We start from the raw sequence: 21337 nt of genomic DNA, 5'->3' as shown, positions 1-21337 counted from the left end.
GCTCTTAAGGGGAGTTATTCCCTTTTTTTCTAATGTCTTTACCGATTAAAAACAAGATAGTGAAAGTTTTACTAAAATAGTTAAAAAAGTCCGCTTAAATTCAACAAGATTACGAAAGCGCTTTATTCTAAATAAAATTATAATGAAGTCATAAATTTTGGAGGTGTATCAAATGAGTATAAAAATTTCAGGAGCCCCTTGCTGCTGGGGTGTGGATGATCCCAAAAATCCTTATCTGCCTCCATGGGAGAGGGTGCTAAACGAGGCATCACAAGCTGGGTATAAAGGTATTGAGTTAGGGCCATATGGATACATACCTATGGATATTGAGAGAGTACAAGCAGAACTCTCTAAAAATGATTTGACGATTATTGCGGGGACGATTTTTGATGATCTAGTCTCAGAGAGTAATTTTAAGAATTTATTACAACAGGTAGATGATATTTGTTCATTAATAACGAAACTTCCCCCTTCTCCAAAGGAAGAAGGTCAAAAATTTCCGACCCCTTATTTGGTTATTATCGATTGGGGACATGATGAAAGGGACTACAATGCCGGCCATCCCGATCGGGCACCAAGATTATCCACACAGGATTGGAACAATATGATGACCCATATTCGTGCTCTTTCAGAACGGGCGTGGAATAAGTATGGCGTACGGCCCGTCATCCATCCGCATGCCGGGGGTTATATTGAATTTGAAGACGAAATTAAGAAACTATTAGAAGATATTCCTTATGAAACCGCAGGACTTTGCCTCGATACCGGGCATCTATATTATTCAAAAATGGATCCAGCGCAGTGGCTTAGAGACAACAAGGATCGGCTGGATTATATCCATTTCAAGGATATTGATCTAGAAATCTATCATCAAGTGATGGATGAACATATTCGATTTTTTGATGCTTGCGGCAAAGGGGTCATTTGTCCAATCGGACAGGGGATTATTGACTACAATTCGATTCATCAATTATTAAAAGAGATAAATTACCATGGGTATATTACGATTGAACAGGAACGGGACCCTCGAAACGCAGATACTAGTTTGCGTGATGTAAAGCAGAGTGTGGACTATTTAATAAGTGTTGGATATTAACGGTAAATAGATTTTTAGAAAAGGAGAATTTAAAGATGATATATGGTGAAAAAAATGTGGAAAAACCAATACGTTGGGCAATGGTAGGCGGAGGACGCGGAAGTCAAATTGGTTATATTCATCGTTCCTCTGCATTACGTGACAATAATTTTGCATTGGTTGCAGGTGCTTTTGATATTGATCCGGAGCGCGGAAGAGATTTTGGAGTAAATTTACATGTAGATCCAGATCGTTGCTATTCTGATTACAAAACGATGTTTGAAGAAGAGGCAAAACGTGAGGATGGCATTCAAGCGGTTTCAATTGCAACTCCAAACGGCACCCACTATGAGATTTGCAAAGCTGCGCTTAATGCGGGTCTGCATATTGTTTGTGAAAAACCTTTGTGTTTTACGACCGAAGAGGCAAAAGAATTAGAGGACCTAGCGAAAAAGAAAAATCGTGTGGTGGGTATTACATATGGTTATTCCGGTCACCAAGTCATTGAGCAGGCCCGTCAGATGATTGCGAATGATGATTTAGGGGAAATACGTATTCTTAATATGCAGTTTGCACACGGGTTCCACTCTGGAGCCGTTGAAGAAAATAATGCTAGTACAAAATGGCGTGTAGATCCAAAAATGGCAGGTCCAAGTTATGTTCTAGGAGATTTGGGAACACATCCTCTTTACTTGTCGGAAGCTATGCTGCCAAATTTAAAAATTAGGAAGCTTATGTGTACTCGCCAAAGCTTTGTTAAGAGCCGTGCCCCACTGGAAGACAATGCCTATACCATCATGGAATATGATAATGGCGCCGTTGGGACTGTATGGTCCTCATGTGTAAATGCTGGTTCCATGCATGGACAAAAGATCCGTGTTATCGGTTCCAAGGCTAGTATTGAATGGTGGGATGAACAGCCTAATCAGCTTCGTTATGAAATTCAAGGAAAACCGGTGCAGATTATAGAACGCGGAATGGACTATCTCTATCCTGAAGCCTTAGCGAATGACCGTATCGGCGGCGGGCATCCTGAAGGGTTATTTGAAGCATGGTCAAATCTTTATACTCGGTTTGCCAAGGCTATGGCGACTGTAGATCGTGGAGAAACGTTAGAAAATGTTTGGTACCCAGGAATTGAGGCAGGAGTAGAAGGTGTCCGTTGGGTGGAGAACTGTGTACGGTCTGCGGATAATGGCGCTGTATGGGTTGAATATCTATAAACGTAAGTGACAATTTCAAAAGGATCTTTAGATATAACGATCTCAAAGACCTTTTTGTTATATTTCATTTTTAATCTTAGACTCTAGAAAGCTTCATAGGCCCAATAAGGATAAAAGAGATCAACTTCTGTTTAAATTAAAAAATTATCGGATATTGGGAGGATAAGATGATAAAAAGAGTTGAACACGTTGGGATTATCGTTTCGGATATGGAGGGTTCCATAAAATTTTACGAAACTCTACTTGATTTTAAGGTTCGTGTAAGAAGAAATAATGGAGATAAAGAGCTCACTTTTTTATCCCATCAGGGGTTACCAGGATTTGAAATTGAACTCATTCGTGATCTTCAACAAGGTGTCCAATATTCGGAATATGGGTTAGTTAATCATCTAGCATTTGTTGTTGAAGACATTGAAAAAGCTATTTCTTCCTATAGACAATCGGGGATTGTTTTTGAAACGAGTGAACCCAAACATGGGATCAATGGCCGTAAAACCATTCGTTTTAGAGGACCGAACGGGGAAATGCTGCAATTTGTGGAAGAAAGAATGGAAGATTAGTTACTAGGATATTCACAAATGAGAGACTGGGCATTTTCAGACGGATTTGTCTCCATTATCTTGTAAAGTTAACCGCAGATTGATTAAATAAAATAATAATAAACGCTAATTCCCTATTTGTTGGCGTTGATTATTGTTCTATTCTTTTCAAGTTTTATTTTCATCAAGACCTTCCTTATCTCGGTAGTGTATTGAATCCCTTAGGTTAAATTTGTTTACCTTAAATAGGTTTTAATACGAGCATTTCCATAGGAATCGGCTGCTTTCCTGTAAGCCTTCAATGTATTCGCCATGAACCGTACTAGTTTTTCCATTTAGATTGCCTCCTTATTTTATTTATGCCTTTATTATTGTCGTTTCAGGATTATTTGACAAAGACAGTGAAAACGGGAACATTTACCATGAAAGCGACAACATCGGAACATATCGAGTAAAAGGTAGGATTTTCTCATAATTTCACGTTATAGGAATAGTTGCATAGCAATAACTAATTGCAAAAAATGTACGACCCAAATGTTGTCTAAAAAACATAAAAAGGCTGAATCGCTATGATTCAGCTTTTTTCCCAAAAATATAAGTTTTCGGAAATTTTTTCGCCGTTCCTCATTCACCAGCCATAGCCATGATGGTGCCATGGATGATGGAATCCATAGCCAAAACCGCCGAAGAATGGGTAATGATGATGATGATGGAACCCATATCCACCATACATATACGGACTATACCCTACACCGATGATTGGATAACCAAAAACTCGATTCATATGAACACCTGCTTTCATTTATTTATACCCACACTTTAGAAATATGAATAATGGATAGTAAAGGAGCAAATCTCACTAAAAATGGGCATAAGGTGAAAGTGATTGTGAAAATTTCACATGGTTTTTTTCGCATGTTTACAGTTACAATGGCAAATAATGACTTCAAGAGTATTATAGATGTGAAGGATGAATACGTTGGAACATTATGTAACTTTATCAATTTTCCGTACCATTGTTTCTTATTTTATTTTAATGGTGGTCACGTACCACCTTGGGAAACAGGTGAACGCTCATAAAAATCATAATAATTTTGCCATATCCATAACATTAGGTTCATTTATTGCAAATATGGGCTTTGATACCAATCTTAAATTTTTCCCGATGCTGGCAGCCTTCCTTACACTTGTTATTCTTTACTTTATCATGTCCGCTGTTTCTTCCAATAGCAGACGTTTTCGCAAGTGGCTTTCAGGACAGCCAACCGTCATCATCGAAAATGGCAAGCTTTTGGATTCAAACATGAAGAAGGTAAAATACACTCTCGATCATTTGAATCTGCAATTAAGGGAGCAGGGGATTTTTGACATTGTTGAGGTGGAATATGCCTTGCTTGAAGTAAGCGGGAATTTATCGGTATTAAAAAAATCAGCCTATCAGCCTGTAACAAAAAAGGATCTAAATCTTGCTCAGCCTAATCAAAAAAATAGCCTTCCAGTAGAACTGATAATGGATGGAGTTGTCATTGATAAAAACCTGAATGCTTCTTACTCTAGGCAATGGCTCGGAAAGGAATTGGACCATAGGGGAGTAGAGATAAAAGATATCCACTATGCCGTAGTCGGAACCAATGGTTCTTTTTTTATTGACCTCTACCAGGATCATTTGAAATCACCGGTGGACAAAGAATAGGGTGGAGTTCATTCGACAAAAATCGGGTGGTGCCAGGCACCATCCGATTTTTGTTGAATTTATTTTTTCAAATCTTCAATTGAATGGATATCCATGTATTTTGGAACAACGAGGCCGAGTTTTGTTCCGGCTAAGTTTTCTCCAAGGTCTTGGAATTTGCCTTTGTATTTTTTGTAGTAGTCGGCGTGGGTGGATGGGAGCCAGGCTGCTACGGAGGCGTCGAGGCTGCCGTCAGCAACGCCAGTCCACATTGGGCCTGCTTCCACTTGTCTTAAGGTGACTTTGTAGCCCATGTCGGTTAAGACTTTGCCAATGACATTGGTGCTGGCAATTTCACTATCCCATGCGACATAGCCGATGGTGATTTTGTCGCCGGATACTTTATTGGCACCTTTTGTCCATTGAGCTACCTTATCCCCATTTTTCTTTACCCATTTAGCGGCAGCATCTTCCGGATTGTCACCATCCTCAATTCTGTTCATCACGACACCCATATCATCCGGAGTCCAGTGGAATTGATCAAGAATCTTATAAGCGTCTGGAAGATCATCTTTTAGACCGTTTCGTGCAAGAGTATGAATGGTTTCATCCTTCCCGAATGACCCTTTTGGATCGTCTAAATATTTTAAATCAAATTTGGAGAACATCCAATGCGGCGTCCAGCCAGTAACAATAATAGGTTCTTTCCTGTCGTAGGCCTTTTTCAATGCAGCAGTCATGGCAGCACTGGAACCTTCCACAAGTGTCCAATCATCCAACCCGTAATCTTTGAGGGCTTTGGCTGATGCTTTCATCAGTCCGGCACCCGGGTCAATCCCGATAATCTTATAATCCACACTATCTCCCACAGTTTTTGCCTTACCATTTGTTTTATCTGATCCACACGCGGCAAGTCCCGCGGTCAATAGAGCTGCGAGTAATATCAATATCCACTTTTTCATTTAGGCAGTTCTCCTTCGTTTCTTATTTTTTCCAATATTTTGCGTAATCCGGTCAAGTATGATAGCGATGACAACGATCGAAAGACCGGCTTCAAATCCTTTACCAATTTGAATCTGCGTCACGGCCCGGTATACATCGGCACCAAGACCAGGAGCTCCGACCATGGAGGCAATGACGACCATGGATAGCGCAAGCATAATACTTTGGTTAATCCCCGCCATGATGGTAGGCATCGCCAGAGGCAATTGGACTTTTAGCAAGCGTTGCCCGGTTGTCGAGCCGAACGCCTCTGTGGCTTCAATAATATCGGCGGGAACCTGCTGGATGCCGAGAATCGTTAAGCGGATCGTCGGCGGCATCGCAAAAATGACCGATGCGACAACGCCTGGAACGACACCAATATTAAAGAAGAAAATGGCTGGAATCAGATAGACGAAGGCAGGCATCGTTTGCATAAAATCTAAAACTGGTGTAACGGTTTGTTTCACTGCTTGTTTTTGTGAAGCCCAAATGCCAAGCGGTATTCCTACAACAATCGAAATGATGACGGCCGTTAACACGAGTGCCAATGTTTCGAGCATTGGATCCCAATAGCCGAGATTGGCGATTAAAAACAAACCAATCAACGTAAAAAGAGCCATTCCTTTATTCGCTATTTTCCAGGCAAGCAGTGTTAATAGAATCATAAAGATATAGGAAGGAATATAGCCAAATCCTGCGACCAATCCATCGACAAAGGATTGTAGCACTTTGGAAACTCCATCAAAAGCCACCGCAAAGGCGGTCGTTAGCCAATTGACAAAAGCATCCACCCAATCGGCAATCGGAATTTTTGGAAACCATTTTTCCATTGTTTTTTCACCCCCTACTTTCTTGAACGGCTGCGACTTCGGATTTGGCGGTTTCTAATGGATGAATCGTTCCGTTGTTTCCTGCCAGCGCAGCGATGACGGCCCCTCTGACAAGTATCCCGGTTAATCGCTTATTTTCCTCGACAACGGCTACCGGGATGGAGGCAGTCGAGACTTTTTCAAATAAATCGGTTAATAAAGTATCGGGCGCGACAGTTGAAACATCACTTTGTAAAATGTTTTGGAGTAACGCGCCACGTTCAAGCGCCTCTTTTGCATCGGAGGCAGTAATCGCCCCGAGCAGGGTTTTCTTTTTATCCACGACATAAATACTCGAGATTCCTAGTTCCTTCATCATTTTTAGGGCAACCCTCGGACCTTTTTCAATCGAAACAGACTCAGCCCGTTTCATCACATGTCCGGCTGTTAATACCTTTGATAGGTCCACATCTTCTACGAATCTCTCAACATAGTCGTTTGACGGGTTGATGAGGATTTCTTCCGGCGTTCCAATCTGGACAATCGATCCATCCTTCATCAAGGCAATGCGGTCGCCGATTCTCAGTGCTTCATCTAAATCATGGGTGATAAAAACAATCGTTTTTTTCATGGTGGCTTGAAGTTCGAGCAGCTCATCCTGCATATCTTTGCGAATTAAGGGGTCGAGAGCACTAAAGGCTTCATCCATCAGGAGGATATCAGCATCATTGGCAAGCGCCCGCGCTAATCCAACCCGTTGCTGCATTCCGCCGCTCAGTTGTTTCGGGTACTGATTTTCATAGCCCTCGAGCCCGACTAGCTTTAAGGCATCCAGTGCTTTTTGTTTGCGGGTTTCTTTTGCGACGCCTTGAACCTCCAAACCGTATTCGGTATTTTCTAAAACCGTCCGGTGGGGAAGAAGCGCAAATTTCTGGAAGACCATACTGATTTTTTTACGGCGTACGCCCCGAAGCTGTTCTTTGTTCATTTTTACAATATCTTTCCCATCAATCAGGACTTCGCCGGATGTGGGCTCAATCAAACGGTTGATCAATCGCACCAATGTGGATTTACCGCTTCCGGATAAGCCCATGATGACAAAAATTTCACCTGCTTCGACTTCGAAATTGGCTTGGTTGACCCCAACTGTTGATCCCGTTTTCTTTAAAATGCTTTGTTTTGATTCCCCTTCCTTTAAAAGCTGAAGGGCCGTTTTTGATTTTCCAAAAACCTTTGTTACATTACGGACCTGAATTTTAAAATGGTTATTCATTGACTCACCTCGATTTTTCCAACTGTCTTTCCTATTGTAGGTTATTTTGGTTTTATTGGGCAATGTTGGAATTACGTCAAATCTGTTCATAAAGTACGTACAGAAAAAACTTTACAAAGTGTATTCGTATTATTCTTACAATTCCTCTGGAATGCTCCCAGATCCTCCCCAACTGGCTCCTTTACTTTTCAATTTTTCATGATAATCTTATAAAGGACACGATTATAAAGTGAGTGTGAATAAGATGATGGATGGAGAACTGAAGCTTGAGCAGGCCCGCGAGCGGGTGATTGAGGCGATTTCTCAAAATATGAATTTATACGGGGTTACAGAATCCGTTGGACGTTTATATGGGGCATTGTATTTTCAAGAAGGCCCCTTGACATTAGATGATATGAAAGAAGAGCTTGGGATGAGCAAAACGAGTATGAGCACATCCGTCCGAAATCTTTTGGAGTTGAAAATGGTCGGGAAGGTTTGGCGAAAAGGAGTCAGGAAGGACCTCTATCAGGCTGAGCCGGACTGGTACCAAACGTTTATTGATTTTTTTACGATTAAGTGGAGAGCCGGCATTTCGATTAATGTCTCGGCGATGGAAAAATCAATCCGGGAATTAAGGCTGCTGGTGGAGGATGAGAGTGTCGAGGAGCAAACGAAAGAGAAGGCACGGCTGGATATTGAAAAACTTACCGCTGCACTTGAATACTATGACTGGCTGAACCGGTTAGTGGATAGTTTTGAGTCTGAGGAGATATTTGAGTTGATACCGAAAAAGAGATAGATTTTGTTGTAAGGAGGAAACCTTTTTGATGAGGTTTCTTTTTTCTATATGGAAGGTTGCTTGATAGAGACAAAATGAGCGGTCCAAAGTGTCGCGTATAAGCCCGATAAGCGACAAAAACGACAACGCCCCGGTCCAAAGTGTCGCGTATAAGCCCGATAGGCGACAAAAACGACAACGCCCCGGTCCAAAGTGTCGCGTATAAGCCCGATAGGCGACAAAAACGACAACGCCCCGGTCCAAAGTGTCGCGTATAAGCCCGATAGGAGACAAAAACGACAACGCCCCGGTTCAAAGTGTCGCGTATAAGCTCGATAGGAGACAAAACTAGCAGAGCAACAAGAAAAAGTGTCTCCAATAAGCTCGATAGGAGACAAAATAAGGAGCGCAACTAAGAAAAATGTCCCCACAAACCCATTTCAAAGAACAGTATAAAAGAAATCCAACATAAAATAATCACCCGCCAATGGCAGGTGATCTGCGTTTACTCTTCTTCAAACTTTTTAAAATGGTAACCGTTTTCCCATTATTGGTCGCCTTTACGAGTCCGATGTTTTTGGCAAAATAGGAGACATATCCGGAATCCTCTTTTACAACGACACAATTTTTAAATGTGCCAGCCGTGGTTTTGACGGTTTTCGTGATCGAGGTGATCCGTGCTTTGCCTTCGCTTTCGTAACCGATGTCCCAATTTTGACCGACCATTGCTGGATATTTGATATCGATATAGTATTCAGAGTCAATATATCCAGTGTAGAGACCTTTGCTGTTTTCGCTTACAATAAATAATTGCTTCCCATCTGCCTTAGAAGAGTAGTACCATTTGTCCCAGATTTGGTTGTACTTTTTCCCGGTGGGGATTAATTGAAAGGTTCCATTTTGACCTATATAGGTATAAATCTTGGTTTTATCGAGTAGAAAGCTTGTGCGTTTTGCAGCTTTGAAATTCAGATACTTCGTATAAATATAGGCCTTTTTCGATTTATAGCGAATTTCGGACCATTTTCCGTGATTTGGTTTGGAATAGACGGTGACCTTGGTGCCTTTTGTTAAAGTGCCTATTTTTTTTGCGCTAAGACTCGGCTTTTCTCTTACATTTAATATACTTGCCGTTACGGTCGCGGTCGACTTGGTAACCGCTTGTGCAGGGATATTAAATGGAAGAAAGGTTCCTAATAGTAGAGTAAGTAGGATCGTTAATTTCAATAGAGTTTTCAAAGCCACCCCTCCATTTCCTTTATTACTATCATTGTAACGAACCTGGAAAAGAGGGGTAACCCAATAAAATAACAAATATTCAGACAATTTATTCGAAATATTTCCCGGAAAATGTAGAAGATTGAAGAGTTTTGAATGGGGGAGGTGTGGTTCGACAAAAAACGGGTGGTGACAGGCATCACCCGTTTTTTGTCGATTAGATTTTTTCTACCTTTACTCTGCCTGAAAAGAAGGTGGCGCCGCCGCCCATGTCGGCGATTCGGTCAGGGGTTAGGGAGTTTACTAGTTGCTGGGTACCTTTTTGGTTGGCCCAAAGACCTTGGGTGGCAAGAACTCCAGGTAGGACGTTTTCGCCTACACTTACCTTTAAAACGCATTCACCGCGGTGGTTCCAGACGCGGACCTTCGTACCATCCTCAATTCCCTCAGCAACGGCATCGCGAACATTCATATGCAGCCGTGGTTCTTTTTCAAGTGTTGTATGTTTTTGATTGTTTGAAAAAGTAGAGTTTAAGAAATTATGGTTCGGCGCTGGAACAAATGAATAGTCGAAATCACCGTCCTCTTTTAATGGTATATAGGTTGGTAATGGAGGATGTCCATTGGCTTTCATTTTTTCTGAATAAAGCTCAATTTTCCCGCTAGGTGTTGGAAGTTTTCCTGGGAACAACGGTTTTACATTGGCTTTAAGATAATGATGCTCCGCCAGCCCCTCAAAATCAATTCCTTCTAAATAAGGATTTCTTGGATGATCAAGTGCTGCACCAATCATTTCCGCTTCTGTCTCAGCAAAAGCCTGCTCGTCAAAACCCATACCTTTCGCCAGCAGTCGAAAGACCTCTACATTCGATTTTGCTTCCCCAAAGGGTTCGATGACAGGCTGCTGAAGCTGGATATAGTGATGCCAGTAGGATGTGTAAAAATCTGTATTTTCAAAAGATGAAGTTGCCGGCAAAATGATATCGGCGTATTTGGCCGTGTCGGTTAAAAATAAATCATGGACGACCGTAAATAAATCTTCCCGTGCTAGACCTTCCCGGACTTTGTTGCCATTCGGCGCCACTACTGCCGGATTTGAACCGTACACAAATAGGGATTTTACAGGTGGGTCCAGTGTTAATAGGGCATCGCCAAGCAGGTTCATGTTGATGATACGGGTATTCTTGTTTTTTAATAAATCCGGACGCTGCAGACGGATTTCATTATGGGCTAGGTAGCCGCCATTTCCCTTGATGGCTCCGCCGCCTTTTACAAGCCATTGACCGGTGAGTGCCGGAAGACATGCAACTGTGCGGACGAACATACCGCCATTGTCATGGTGCTGCGGACCGTTGCCGATTCGAATATAAGAAGGGGATGATTTTCCGTACATCCGCGCCAATTTATAAATATCTTCGACGGGTACGCCGGTGATTCCTGAAACGGTGCTCGGGTCATATTGGAGGACATGCTCTCGCAGTTCTTCCTGTCCGACGGTATATTTTTGTAAAAAGTCTTCAGCGACCAGGTCTTCCGCAAATAAAATATGCATGATGCCAAGAGCGAGGGCGCTGTCGGTTCCTGGTAGTATCGGAATAAACCAATCTGCTAATCTGCCAGTCTGGTTTCTATGAACGTCAATGACGATAATTTTAGCACCGTTTTGTTTGCGCGCCTTTTGGGCAAGAGCGACCTGGTGCATGTTGGTGCTGACGGCATTGATGCCCCAAAAAATGAAGAGTTTTGAATGGATCGTGTCTTCCGGGTCAACACCGAAGCTGCCGCCCATTGTATATTTATAGCCAGCGGAACCGGCTGAGGAGCAGATCGAACGGTCCAGTTGGGAAGCGCCCAAACGGTGGAAGAAGCGGCGGTCCATGCCTTCTGCACTGAGATTGCCCATATTGCCATAAAAACTGTAAGGAAGGATGCTCTCCGGTCCGTCGGTTTGGATAAGGTTTTTCCAATGGGCAGTTATCGTTTCAAGGGCTTCCCCCCAAGTAATCCGCTCAAACTGGCCACTGCCTTTTGGTCCGACGCGTTTCAAGGGATATTTCAAGCGATTCTCATCGTTAATACGGTCGGCCATATGACGGACTTTATTACAAATATGACCTTGCGTTACCGGATGATCAGGATCTCCCGCAACCTTTATGATTTTCCCGTTCTTCTTATGAACAAGCAAGCCGCATTGATCCGGACAATCAAGCGGGCAAACCGCCTTAATAATACCGTTTTGGTTCATGAATAAAACTCCTTTCAGGTGTAGTTTGACAAATTCTCCTTGTATTCTAAAATCATCTTCTTAATTTTACCATCTGTTGTTGATTCGCATTCAATAAATCCTACTTATCTAGGAAAATTTCAATTGGAAAAGAATTGAGGGGAAAGGGGGAATCATTTTTTTGAGCCCCTCCAAGAGCAAAAAAATCCCAAGTACCGATTATGTACTTGGGATTTCATTTATCTCTTCTTATTTTAATATTTTCACCTTCACCGTTTTTCTTCCCCATTGAATGGCTTTTTTATAGGAAGGCATGAATACATCGATTTCTTTTCCTTTGATGGCACTGCCTTTGTCAGCAGCAACCGCATAGCCGTACCCCTCAACATAGACCTTTGAGCCTAATGGGATGACTTTAGGATCAACCGAAATTACTTTTAGATTTGGATTCTTCTTTAAGTTAAGACCAGTATATGTTTTTCCTGAGCAGCCCGCGCAATTAACCGTATATGCAGAGGCACTCACCGTAATGACTTTCACTGCTTTTTGAGACTTCTTTGTAGTTACTTTGCTAGTTTTTGTTGCTGTCACTTTACTAGCTGCAGGTTTGGTAACCTTTAATTTCTGATTTGGATGAATTAAATCAGATTTAAGGTTGTTCCATTTTTTCAGATTAACAATTGAAACATGAGTCGTTCTAGCAATCTTATAAAGAGAATCACCTTTTTTAACCGTATATGTATTAGATGCTGCAGATGCGCCACTATTATGTGCTAGCAAGAGAAATGCTGCAAGACTGATTGTTGTGAGGAATTTTTTCATAATTCAAACTCCTTTTCTTTGATACTAAAAAGATACCATAGTAGTATTACAGTTATATTTCAATCGTTTACTAGTTTAATGACATTTTTCTTAAAAAACGGCTTTTTATGACGAAATCGTGAAATGTTCCCCTTAATTTGGAATATAGTGGGGGATATTGCCAAAAATACGAAGAAAAGGGGATGTAAAAAAATCACATAGTTGCCAGGGCGCCTCGAAAATAACTAGAAATTTATTGAAAAGCAGTCCTTTTTGTTTAAATATCATAGGAAAGGGAACGACCTAGTATGGGTCGCTCCCTTTCGTAGTGCAACTACGCCTCATGAACCGCCCTTAGGGGCTCGTCAATCGGCGAGTTTTTCTTTAAAGTTATTCGATGATCCTCTCCTTCAACTTCTCCTTTGCCCCCGCACGCCAGCTTTTAACGGCAGACATGGAGACCTGTTCTTTTTTGGCTATCTCTTTAATCGAAAGATCGTTTAGTGTAGTGTAAAGCACCCATTTTTTTTGGTTGGGTGTTAAAGCAGTGCAATAGGACAAGATGGATTCTTCCTCTAAGGGATGATCGATGATGATATCTTCAACGGTTTCCCAGAATTCTTCTTTTGGTAGGACACATTTTTCTTCATACTTACTTGCTTTACTCAATTCTAATAGAAGAAACCCTTTGATATAGTTATAGGCATAGTTGGTAAAGTTCCCTTTCTGAGGGTCAAAGCGATTACTTGCCTGCCAAAGGGCAATCAGACCATGTTGGTAAAATTCTTCCCGATTTTTATAGATGTGTAGTGTGTGAATGATTTTATGGATCATTGGCTTATACTGGACAACCAACTGTTCAAAGCTTTCCAAGGGGAAATCCTTTCAGAAAGCGCGCTTCACCTTTTATTCCCGGGTACCTCTACCATAACGGGAAAAGCTTTTTCCATCGAACCGTCCTTTTTCAAATTTGAAGGGAAAATAAGGATAGAAACTCATTATTGGGGTTGGAAAATTCACTTTTGGAGGAGGTTTTGCTTTTTTAAGCTGGTTTTTCTATGATTTTCGACAGGTCCCTGACACTACCCGAATTTTTTTCGAATGGCGAAAAAAGGACTGTCATGATTTCGACAGTCCCATTCATGTACTATTAAGGCTCTTTTTCGTATACTTTGTTGCTTTTCGAAAATATCCATCATTAAAGAAACAATCGTTGTATAAGCCAAATTGCACCTAAAACGGCAATCACAATCGATCCATATTGAACCATTTTTCCGGAAATCTTTTGCTTGAACATATAAGTTAAGAGCGGTAGCAGTAAGAGAACAATGGTCAATTGAACGGCTTCAATTCCAAGGTTAAAATTCACTAATGCAACTGCAAGGTCCTTCTTTGGAATCGCCATTTCCCGTATAAGAGTTGCGAAACCAAGCCCATGAATTAAGCCGAATAGGAATGTAATTGACCAACGGTGCCGGATTTCTTTTCGAAAAATATTTTCAACTGTTACATAGCAGATGCTAAAGGCTATCGTTGCCTCGACAAATCTGGAAGGAAGTGTCACCAAACCTAATACCGACAGCGTTAGCGTAATACTATGAGCTATCGTAAACGAGGTGACAATGGCTGCATATTGTTTAAAGGTTTGCTTCCTTAACAACAGTGCAAGCAGAAATAATAAATGATCGTAACCGGTTAAGATATGCATCATCCCTAGTTTGAAAAAAGAAAACCAGGTTGAGGTTGTAGACTGAACATGCGCCTCTGGCGGTGTTTTTTTCTGGTATTGATCTGATACGGTTTGACCGTTATCGGATTGTTGCTCCTGCTGAACCTCGGTTAACAGCATTGTCCAGGTTCGATTATCCCCCTGCAAGGCCGCTTCACTTGTTTCCCCCTGATAATTCGCCGATATTAAATTTACATAATTGGTCGCAGGATCGTTGGCATAAAAGCCATCATTAAAGCTAATCGTTTCACCCGGCGAAAAAACTGGGTACTTTAAAAAAATAGAAAGAAATATTTTGTTTGATTTTTTCACAATCTTCATTTTTTCAAGTTCCGGCGTTTGCTCCTTGTTGTCTTTATCGAGGGCCATTCCTTCGGTGAGAAGCTCTTCGATATGATGCTTTTCTTGATCAATTTCCGATTGTTGGAGAACCCAGTCTTTATTTCTATCAATACCCTCAATTAATTCGATAATCGACAAAGTATCAATGGAAAATACCACTTCTGTTTTGTTTTGATCCATTGTTATTTGCGTATAACTAGCACTATAGGCGTGTGCTTCTGCTGTTAGGGGCTGGTAAACACTAGATATAAACAATCCGAATATAAAAATAGGGAGAAAAAATCTATATATGGTAGACGTCTGATCTAGTCGATTTTCTCCTGAAAATATGTTCACTTAAAAACCTCCTAAATTACTATATTAAAATAATTTAATGAATATACCGATTTTTTTAAGAGTAATCAAATCACCTTAATATAATCACATTTCATTTACGTTTGTATACAGCTTAATAAATAATTTACAAATTATTCATATAATAATTTCTATTTCTATATATCTAAAAATACCAAATTTTTGTAGAATTAAAGAGTATTAAAAAAATATTAAAAGGGGGTTAGAAAGTGGTTTTTAGAAATAAAAAATTTAATCGCTGGACAAGCTCATTTCTGGCAGCTTTGCTCCTTGTCGGCACGTTTTTACCAAGCGGTTTAATTGGCAGGGCGCATGCTGATATGGCGGAACATGTGGTGATTTCGCAATTTTTTGGAGGAGGAGGTAATAGTGGAGCCCCGTACAAAAATGACTTTATTGAGTTATACAATCCTACGGACCAGGATGTTGTTCTCGAAGGATGGTCTGTCCAGTATGGCTCCACAGGAGGAACTACTTGGCAGGTTACCCCATTAGCCGGGACTATTAAGGCACATGGATATTATCTTGTTGCTGAGGGTGCTGGTGCGGGAAATGGAGTAGATCTTCCAACTCCAGATGTATCTGGTGCTATATCAATGGGTGGAACCGGCGGTAAAGTAGCTTTATTTAAAGATAAAACTACTGCAGCAGCTGGTGCAAAACCTTCAGAGACAATCGATTTTGTTGGTGTAGGTTCAGCAAATGCTTTTGAAGGTTCTGCAGCGACTAAAACTACATCCAACACTACAAGCGCCCAACGCCGCCCATACGCAAATGTTGACCCGGCACCGGGAAAAGGTAATGCCTGGGACACCGACGATAACGCAGCAGACTTTTACGTAGGACCTGTTGCAACTCCAAGAAACACAGCAAGTCCAACAGAAGACCCAATGGTTCCGGCAATAAGCTTGCAACCGAAAGGAACTAATATTCAATTTTTACAAGATGGTACTTCAGTCAAGGTAACAGGAGCTGCTGATGCAGCTGAGCCAAATTCAACTGTGAAGATTTACGAAAGCGCAACCAAGGGAACTGATCTTGCAAAAACGACTGCTTCAGCAGATGGTTCTTTTACAATTGACTTTACAACAGATAAAACATTCCCATCTGTTTATGTAGCATCTACACAGACTGACCTTGCGGAAAGTGCAGCAATTGAAATCAAGGCAGCAATAGCAAGTGCATTAGTTGTCCAATCTAAATTAAGCTATGCGATCAGCGAGGGAGTCGGAACATTAATTGGCGGTACAGGCTCTGCCGCGGCTAATTCGATCATAAATGTTTATTCAGATGATACTGCCACTACAAAATTAAACAGCCAAGAAGTTAAGGCAGGCTCATCAGGTGATTTTTCTACCACGATTAAAAATGCTCCTGATAAGGTTTATGTAACACAGACAACAAGCTCGAGCAAAGGAATCATGCTAGAAAGTGTTCCAGTTTCGGTCACAAAGGCAGATACGACTGTTGTTACACCGATTAAGGATGTAAGAGCATATGATTCAAACGGACAGCCTTCAAATCTAAATAATTCCTTTACGATTGAAGGTGTCGCAACTGTTGACACACAAATTCTCGGAACACAGAAGCAAAACTTCTATTTGCAAGATGCGACAGGTGGAATCAATATTTTTAGCGGTTCTTACGATACTCCATTCAAAGTTACAAAAGGGGATCAATTAAAGATTACCGGTAAAGTTCTTATTTACAATGGATTACTAGAATTTGAACCCACTTCTATTGTTAAAATTAGTGAAGGGAATCCAATTCCGGAACCAAAGGTTTTATCCATCGTTGATTCAACAACCTTCGCTACGGCAGAACCACTTGAAGGAAGCCTTGTTACCGTTACCGGTAAAGTATCTGCTGTGGCCGTTACGGGTGCTAATTACAATGTAACCTTCGTGGATGAAAACAATAAAGCGACTACCTTAAGGGTTATGGGTGCAACCGGAATCGTTCCAGATAACGATTTAGTTATTGGAAAAAGCTACACCGTTACGGGTGTATTAGGGCAATATACGACGAATAAAACGCAATTAACTTCAGGCTACCAAATTTATCCACGTGACGTAAAAGATATTGCACCTATTCTAGGAATTACCCATACAGCATTAACAGAAGTCTATGAAGATACAAATGTTCTTTTTGAAGCAAATGCCGTTGGTGCCGAGTCTGTTACGGTTTACTACAGGGCTGCGGGTGCTGACAAATACACAGCATTGCCAATGACCAAAGGCGGTGAAGGCCGCTATACGGCAACATTGGATAAAGCCAATGTTCCTCAGGACAGCTTTGATTATTATATTGAAGCAAAAGCGGGCGGGCAGGTGAAAACTGCTGGTACAAGTGATAAGCCTTATACTGTAAAAGTGATTAAGGATACAGTTGGACCAGAATTTAGCGGTGAAACCCCTCAAAATGGAGACAAAGTGGAAACACCTCATCCAGAGATTAGTGTTTTAATTAATGATCCAAGTGGCGTGGATGAAAGCTCCGTACAATTTTTATTAGATGGGAAGAATCTAACCAATTCTGATGCCACAATTAGTAAAACACAAGTGAAATACACACCTTCTGAAGACCTTGCAATCGGAACACATACAGTAAGAGTAACGGCAAAAGACGAAAAGGGAAATACCAATACAAAAGAGTGGACCTTTGAAGTTGTACCGCGCTTTACTGGCGGACATCACTATCGTGGTACAACACATAACCATACCAGTATTTCTCACGATGCTGCCGGTACCCCGGAAGATGCATTAAAAGCAGGAAAAGCTCATCATTATGATTGGTTTGCATTCTCAGACCACTCACATGATATTGATCCCAATTTGCTTGGCAAAGATACTGTAGACCATAAAGGAATGCAGGAGCGCAAAGGCGGAGAACAATGGCAATTAGAAAAAGACCTTGCGAAACAATACACAACAAGCGATTATGTCGTCTTCCCTGCATTTGAAATGACATCGACAACATGGGGCCACTCCAATATTTTTGGAACCGATAACTTTATCGACCGAAAAATTAATGGCGGGCAATACCAGGATTTGAATCAATATTATGCTTGGGTTATGACCTATGATGATATCGTTGGTCAGTTCAACCACCCGGGCATGTCGGCAAATGCCTTTAATAATTTCAAGCCGTACAATAAGAATGTAGATAAATTATTTACGATGCTGGAAGTAGGAAATGGATCCGGACACTATGGATATGCAAATGCCGAAGCGAAATTTTTCTCTGCACTAGATTTAGGATGGCACGTTGCCCCTACATATGGCGAGGACAACCATGAAGGAACATGGGGTCAAACTAATCAGCGAACCGTTATCGTCGCAGATAACCTTTCTCAAGAATCATTAATGCACTCGATGCGGAATATGCGTGTATATATGGAAGAAGATCCAAACTTCACCTTAGATGTTTTAGCCAATGGCTATTACATGGGTTCAACCGTTGATAGCAAAACATTAAAGTTTGATATCAAAGGAAGTGACTTAGTAGCTGAAACTCATAATGATAGCGACTACAACTACCTGCCAACAAGCTATAAATCAGATGACCGCATTGCAAAGGTCGAATTGATTACAAGCGGTGGAAAAGTAGTGGATTCTATTACGCCTATGGAAAAAGAGTTTAACTGGAAGCCTGAGTATACCGTAACAAGCGGTCAGCAGTGGTTTGTTGTAAAAGTAACGCAGATGGACGGAGAAAGAATTTATTCTGCACCAATCTGGTCAAAAGAACAGCCTGCTGATGTAAAAGTGAACAGCATTGATATTGATGGCGGCGTGATTATCGGCGGGAATCCAGCAAAATTAACCGCAACCGTTGCGAATAATGGTACACAGCCAGTGAATAACTTGAAGGTTGATTTTTACTATGATTCAGTCGACCAAGGGCATTTCATCGGAACCAATGATGTTCCATCGATTTTAAGCAAAGGTTCCTCGTCTGCATCGGCAACATGGGATAATCCTTTAACAGGTGACCATAAGCTAATCGCAGTCGTCACCTCAAAGGATGGACTGGATATTGGGGATGTTGAATTCTCTTTACCGGTAAAAATTAAAGATCCGCTTGGCATTAAAGTATTGATTGATGCGAATCATGGTAACGAAAATACCTCGGGCGACAGTGGTTCATACAAAGATAACTTGAAATCCTTTACTTTAGAACTGCAAAAAGAAGGATATACGGTATCGGAAAATAAAACAGCCTTTACAGATGATGTGTTGAGCAAGGTTCAAGTACTCGTGATGACTGCTCCAAGAACTGCTCTCACGGCAGACGAAAATGCAGCTGTTGCGAAGTTTGTAAAAAATGGCGGTTCCCTATTAATGGCAGGAAAGAGCAATAATAGCTCTGATCCTACGATTAATAACGGATTATTAAGTGATATTGGTACAGCGATTCGCATGGGTAATGACGGAGTTTTTGATGACAGTAAGACGGGTAACTTCTGGTCCGATCCGAAAGTCAGTCCGTGGGCTGTACGGGTTCACCAGGATCTTGTATCCAACTATATTACGGACCGTGTTTCGTTTATTGACTACTATAGCGGGGCAAGTTTATCAGGAGCCAATAATCAACCGCTAACCCAAACTGGCAAAGTGGTTATTTTAGCAAAAGGAAATGAAACATCTTACCAAGGTAATATTAAAGGTGGATATACCTATGATGCCGTGTCGGATGAAACAGGAGGATCGGCAATACCACTCATTGCATCTGAGGAGATTGGCGACAAGGGACGAGTGATTGTCTCTGGTATGAACATCTTTAATGATAAGCAGATGGATGAGTCATATGAGCCAAAGGGTAATGACGAGTTTTCGTTGAATGCTGTAAACTGGCTAGCCCACCGCGATACGAAAGTTTCTAACATTACGGATGTTCGTAAATTAGCTGACGATCAGGAAGCTGTTATTGAAGGAACAGTTACAACAGGTGCCGGTGTATTCTTTGATGCTTTCTACCTTCAGGATGAAACTGGCGGTATTATGGCATTTAAAGAAACTCCAGATGGTTCTTTAAAAGCTGGGGATAAGGTCCGGGTTTATGGCCACCTTAAAACCTTTGAAAATAACAAAGAATTTGAGTTTAATAGTTTTGCAACAGATGTGATTAAAATTGGCAGCGGGTCACCCATTGAGCCAAAAGCAGTTAAGACGGGTGAAGCAACATCTGACGCAAACCAAGGGCTGCTTGTGAAAGTAAAGGGGACTGTCATTAAAAAATATGATGACAATTCTTATGTCATCAATGATGGTTCTGGTAATGTGCTCGTATTTACGGACGGATACATTGTGAACCAAGGCGGTCCGGTTCCAACTCTTAAAGCGGGTGACTCATTGGAAGCTATCGGGCTTTCTGGTAAGTTTGCGGAAGGCGACCGGATTCGTGTCCGTGATACAAAAGAGTTAGTGGGCACACCGGCAAAAGCACCCGAAGTAACGGGGGTAGAAAACAATCATACCTACAACTATGATGTGACCATTTCCTTCGATAAAGGAACGGCCACATTAAATGGTAAAGGGTTTGAAACTGGAACAAAAGTTAGTGAAGATGGAACCTATACACTAGTGGTAATGGATCAATATGGAAATGCAACCACCGTTATTTTTACCATTGATCAAACAGCCCCAAAAGTAACAGGCGCAGCCGACAATGGTCTTTACAATCAAGATGTTCTGATAACCTTTAATGAAGGAACCGCGACATTAAATGGTGAAGATTTCGAAAGTGGAACAAAAGTCAGTAAAGAAGGAACTTACACGCTGGAAGTAAAGGACGGCGCTGGAAATGGAACAACCGTTCACTTCACGATTGATAAAACCGCTCCTGTTCTGAAGGTGACAGTGGATAAACCGATTCTTTCAACCCCTAATCATAAAATGGAAACTATTAAAGTGAATCTTGATGATTCAGATACATTATCGGGGATCAATTCTGTTGTACTAGAATCGATTACGGTTAACGAAACAAATACTTCGGCAGACGACATTCAGGATGCAAGCTATGGAACTCGGGATACAGAATTTAAATTGCGTTCTGAAAGAAACGGTACCGGAAATGGTAGAGTTTATAAGATTACCTATCTGGCAAAGGACAAAGCAGGGAATACAACTAGAACAACTGCAACGGTTACTGTGCCGAAGGGGAACCAAGGGAAATAACCTTTAGGAAAAAACAGCGGGGTAAAAAATCGACCCGCTGTTTTTTATTCTTTACGTTGTTCTCATGAACGGTTTGCTTTTATATGGATATTTAAGTAGATAGGGGATAAATTGCTTTTGTCAAAATCAAAATGATCGGAGAAGATTTTCGATGA

The 21337-nt window shown here is 41.2% G+C and carries 15 protein-coding genes; 6 read left to right on the top strand and 9 right to left on the bottom strand.

Annotated features, from left to right (window positions below; genetic code table 11):
- Positions 1–172 precede the first annotated feature (172 nt).
- The 3 genes from J2Y67_RS06510 to J2Y67_RS06500 all read left to right on the top strand — a co-directional run bounded on the left by J2Y67_RS06510 (position 173) and on the right by J2Y67_RS06500 (position 2858).
- On the top strand, positions 173–1096 hold the full coding sequence (locus tag J2Y67_RS06510; RefSeq protein ID WP_310171972.1) for a sugar phosphate isomerase/epimerase family protein: 924 nt from the start codon (positions 173–175) through the stop codon (positions 1094–1096).
- Between the two features lie 35 nt (positions 1097–1131).
- On the top strand, positions 1132–2298 hold the full coding sequence (locus J2Y67_RS06505; protein ID WP_310171969.1) for a Gfo/Idh/MocA family protein: 1167 nt from the start codon (positions 1132–1134) through the stop codon (positions 2296–2298).
- Positions 2299–2465: 167 nt separating this feature from the next.
- Positions 2466–2858 carry a VOC family protein gene (locus tag J2Y67_RS06500; RefSeq protein WP_310171967.1) on the top strand — a complete coding sequence of 131 codons (393 nt, stop codon included), beginning with the start codon at positions 2466–2468 and terminating at the stop codon, positions 2856–2858.
- Positions 2859–3465: 607 nt separating this feature from the next.
- Here the strand turns inward: J2Y67_RS06500 and J2Y67_RS06495 are convergent.
- A complete protein-coding gene (locus J2Y67_RS06495) occupies positions 3466–3621 on the bottom strand; it encodes a hypothetical protein (RefSeq protein ID WP_310171965.1) in 156 nt (51 codons plus the stop codon).
- Between the two features lie 195 nt (positions 3622–3816).
- Here J2Y67_RS06495 and J2Y67_RS06490 point away from each other — a divergent pair, with 195 nt between their 5' ends.
- Positions 3817–4530 (top strand): DUF421 domain-containing protein, encoded by a 714-nt coding sequence (locus tag J2Y67_RS06490; protein WP_310171962.1) that lies wholly within the window; start codon positions 3817–3819, stop codon positions 4528–4530.
- 59 nt (positions 4531–4589) lie between these two features.
- Here J2Y67_RS06490 and J2Y67_RS06485 read toward each other — a convergent pair whose 3' ends face one another.
- The 3 genes from J2Y67_RS06485 to J2Y67_RS06475 are packed head-to-tail and all read right to left on the bottom strand — an operon-like array spanning position 4590 to position 7575.
- Positions 4590–5471 carry a glycine betaine ABC transporter substrate-binding protein gene (locus tag J2Y67_RS06485; protein ID WP_310171960.1) on the bottom strand — a complete coding sequence of 294 codons (882 nt, stop codon included), beginning with the start codon at positions 5469–5471 and terminating at the stop codon, positions 4590–4592.
- Positions 5472–6323, bottom strand: a complete 852-nt coding sequence (locus tag J2Y67_RS06480) for an ABC transporter permease (RefSeq protein WP_310171958.1) — start codon at positions 6321–6323, stop codon at positions 5472–5474.
- A gap of 7 nt (positions 6324–6330) precedes the next feature.
- Positions 6331–7575, bottom strand: a complete 1245-nt coding sequence (locus J2Y67_RS06475; RefSeq protein ID WP_310171956.1) for a quaternary amine ABC transporter ATP-binding protein — start codon at positions 7573–7575, stop codon at positions 6331–6333.
- Positions 7576–7822: 247 nt separating this feature from the next.
- Here J2Y67_RS06475 and J2Y67_RS06470 point away from each other — a divergent pair, with 247 nt between their 5' ends.
- Positions 7823–8356, top strand: coding sequence for a GbsR/MarR family transcriptional regulator (locus J2Y67_RS06470; protein WP_310172129.1), 534 nt, complete (start codon positions 7823–7825; stop codon positions 8354–8356).
- Between the two features lie 456 nt (positions 8357–8812).
- On the opposite strand, the gene J2Y67_RS06465 is transcribed toward J2Y67_RS06470, so the two are convergent.
- From J2Y67_RS06465 to J2Y67_RS06445, 5 genes are all read right to left on the bottom strand, one after another.
- On the bottom strand, positions 8813–9574 hold the full coding sequence (locus J2Y67_RS06465) for an SH3 domain-containing protein (protein WP_310171953.1): 762 nt from the start codon (positions 9572–9574) through the stop codon (positions 8813–8815).
- Between the two features lie 196 nt (positions 9575–9770).
- Positions 9771–11798, bottom strand: coding sequence for a molybdopterin-containing oxidoreductase family protein (locus tag J2Y67_RS06460; protein ID WP_310171949.1), 2028 nt, complete (start codon positions 11796–11798; stop codon positions 9771–9773).
- Between the two features lie 228 nt (positions 11799–12026).
- Positions 12027–12599: a 3D domain-containing protein gene (locus J2Y67_RS06455; RefSeq protein WP_310171947.1), complete on the bottom strand. Its 573-nt coding sequence runs from the start codon at positions 12597–12599 to the stop codon at positions 12027–12029.
- A 369-nt stretch (positions 12600–12968) separates the two neighbouring features.
- Positions 12969–13451 carry a sigma-70 family RNA polymerase sigma factor gene (locus J2Y67_RS06450; protein WP_310171945.1) on the bottom strand — a complete coding sequence of 161 codons (483 nt, stop codon included), beginning with the start codon at positions 13449–13451 and terminating at the stop codon, positions 12969–12971.
- 325 nt (positions 13452–13776) lie between these two features.
- A complete protein-coding gene (locus tag J2Y67_RS06445) occupies positions 13777–14985 on the bottom strand; it encodes a HupE/UreJ family protein (RefSeq protein WP_310171943.1) in 1209 nt (402 codons plus the stop codon).
- Positions 14986–15212: 227 nt separating this feature from the next.
- On the opposite strand from J2Y67_RS06445, the gene J2Y67_RS06440 reads away from it, so the two are divergent.
- A complete protein-coding gene (locus tag J2Y67_RS06440) occupies positions 15213–21182 on the top strand; it encodes a lamin tail domain-containing protein (RefSeq protein ID WP_310171941.1) in 5970 nt (1989 codons plus the stop codon).
- Positions 21183–21337: the final 155 nt, after the last annotated feature.

It is taken from the genome of Neobacillus niacini, assembly GCF_031456445.1.
Classification (GTDB): domain Bacteria; phylum Bacillota; class Bacilli; order Bacillales; family Cytobacillaceae; genus Neobacillus; species Neobacillus niacini_I.
This window is presented reverse-complemented; position numbering and strand designations above follow the sequence as displayed.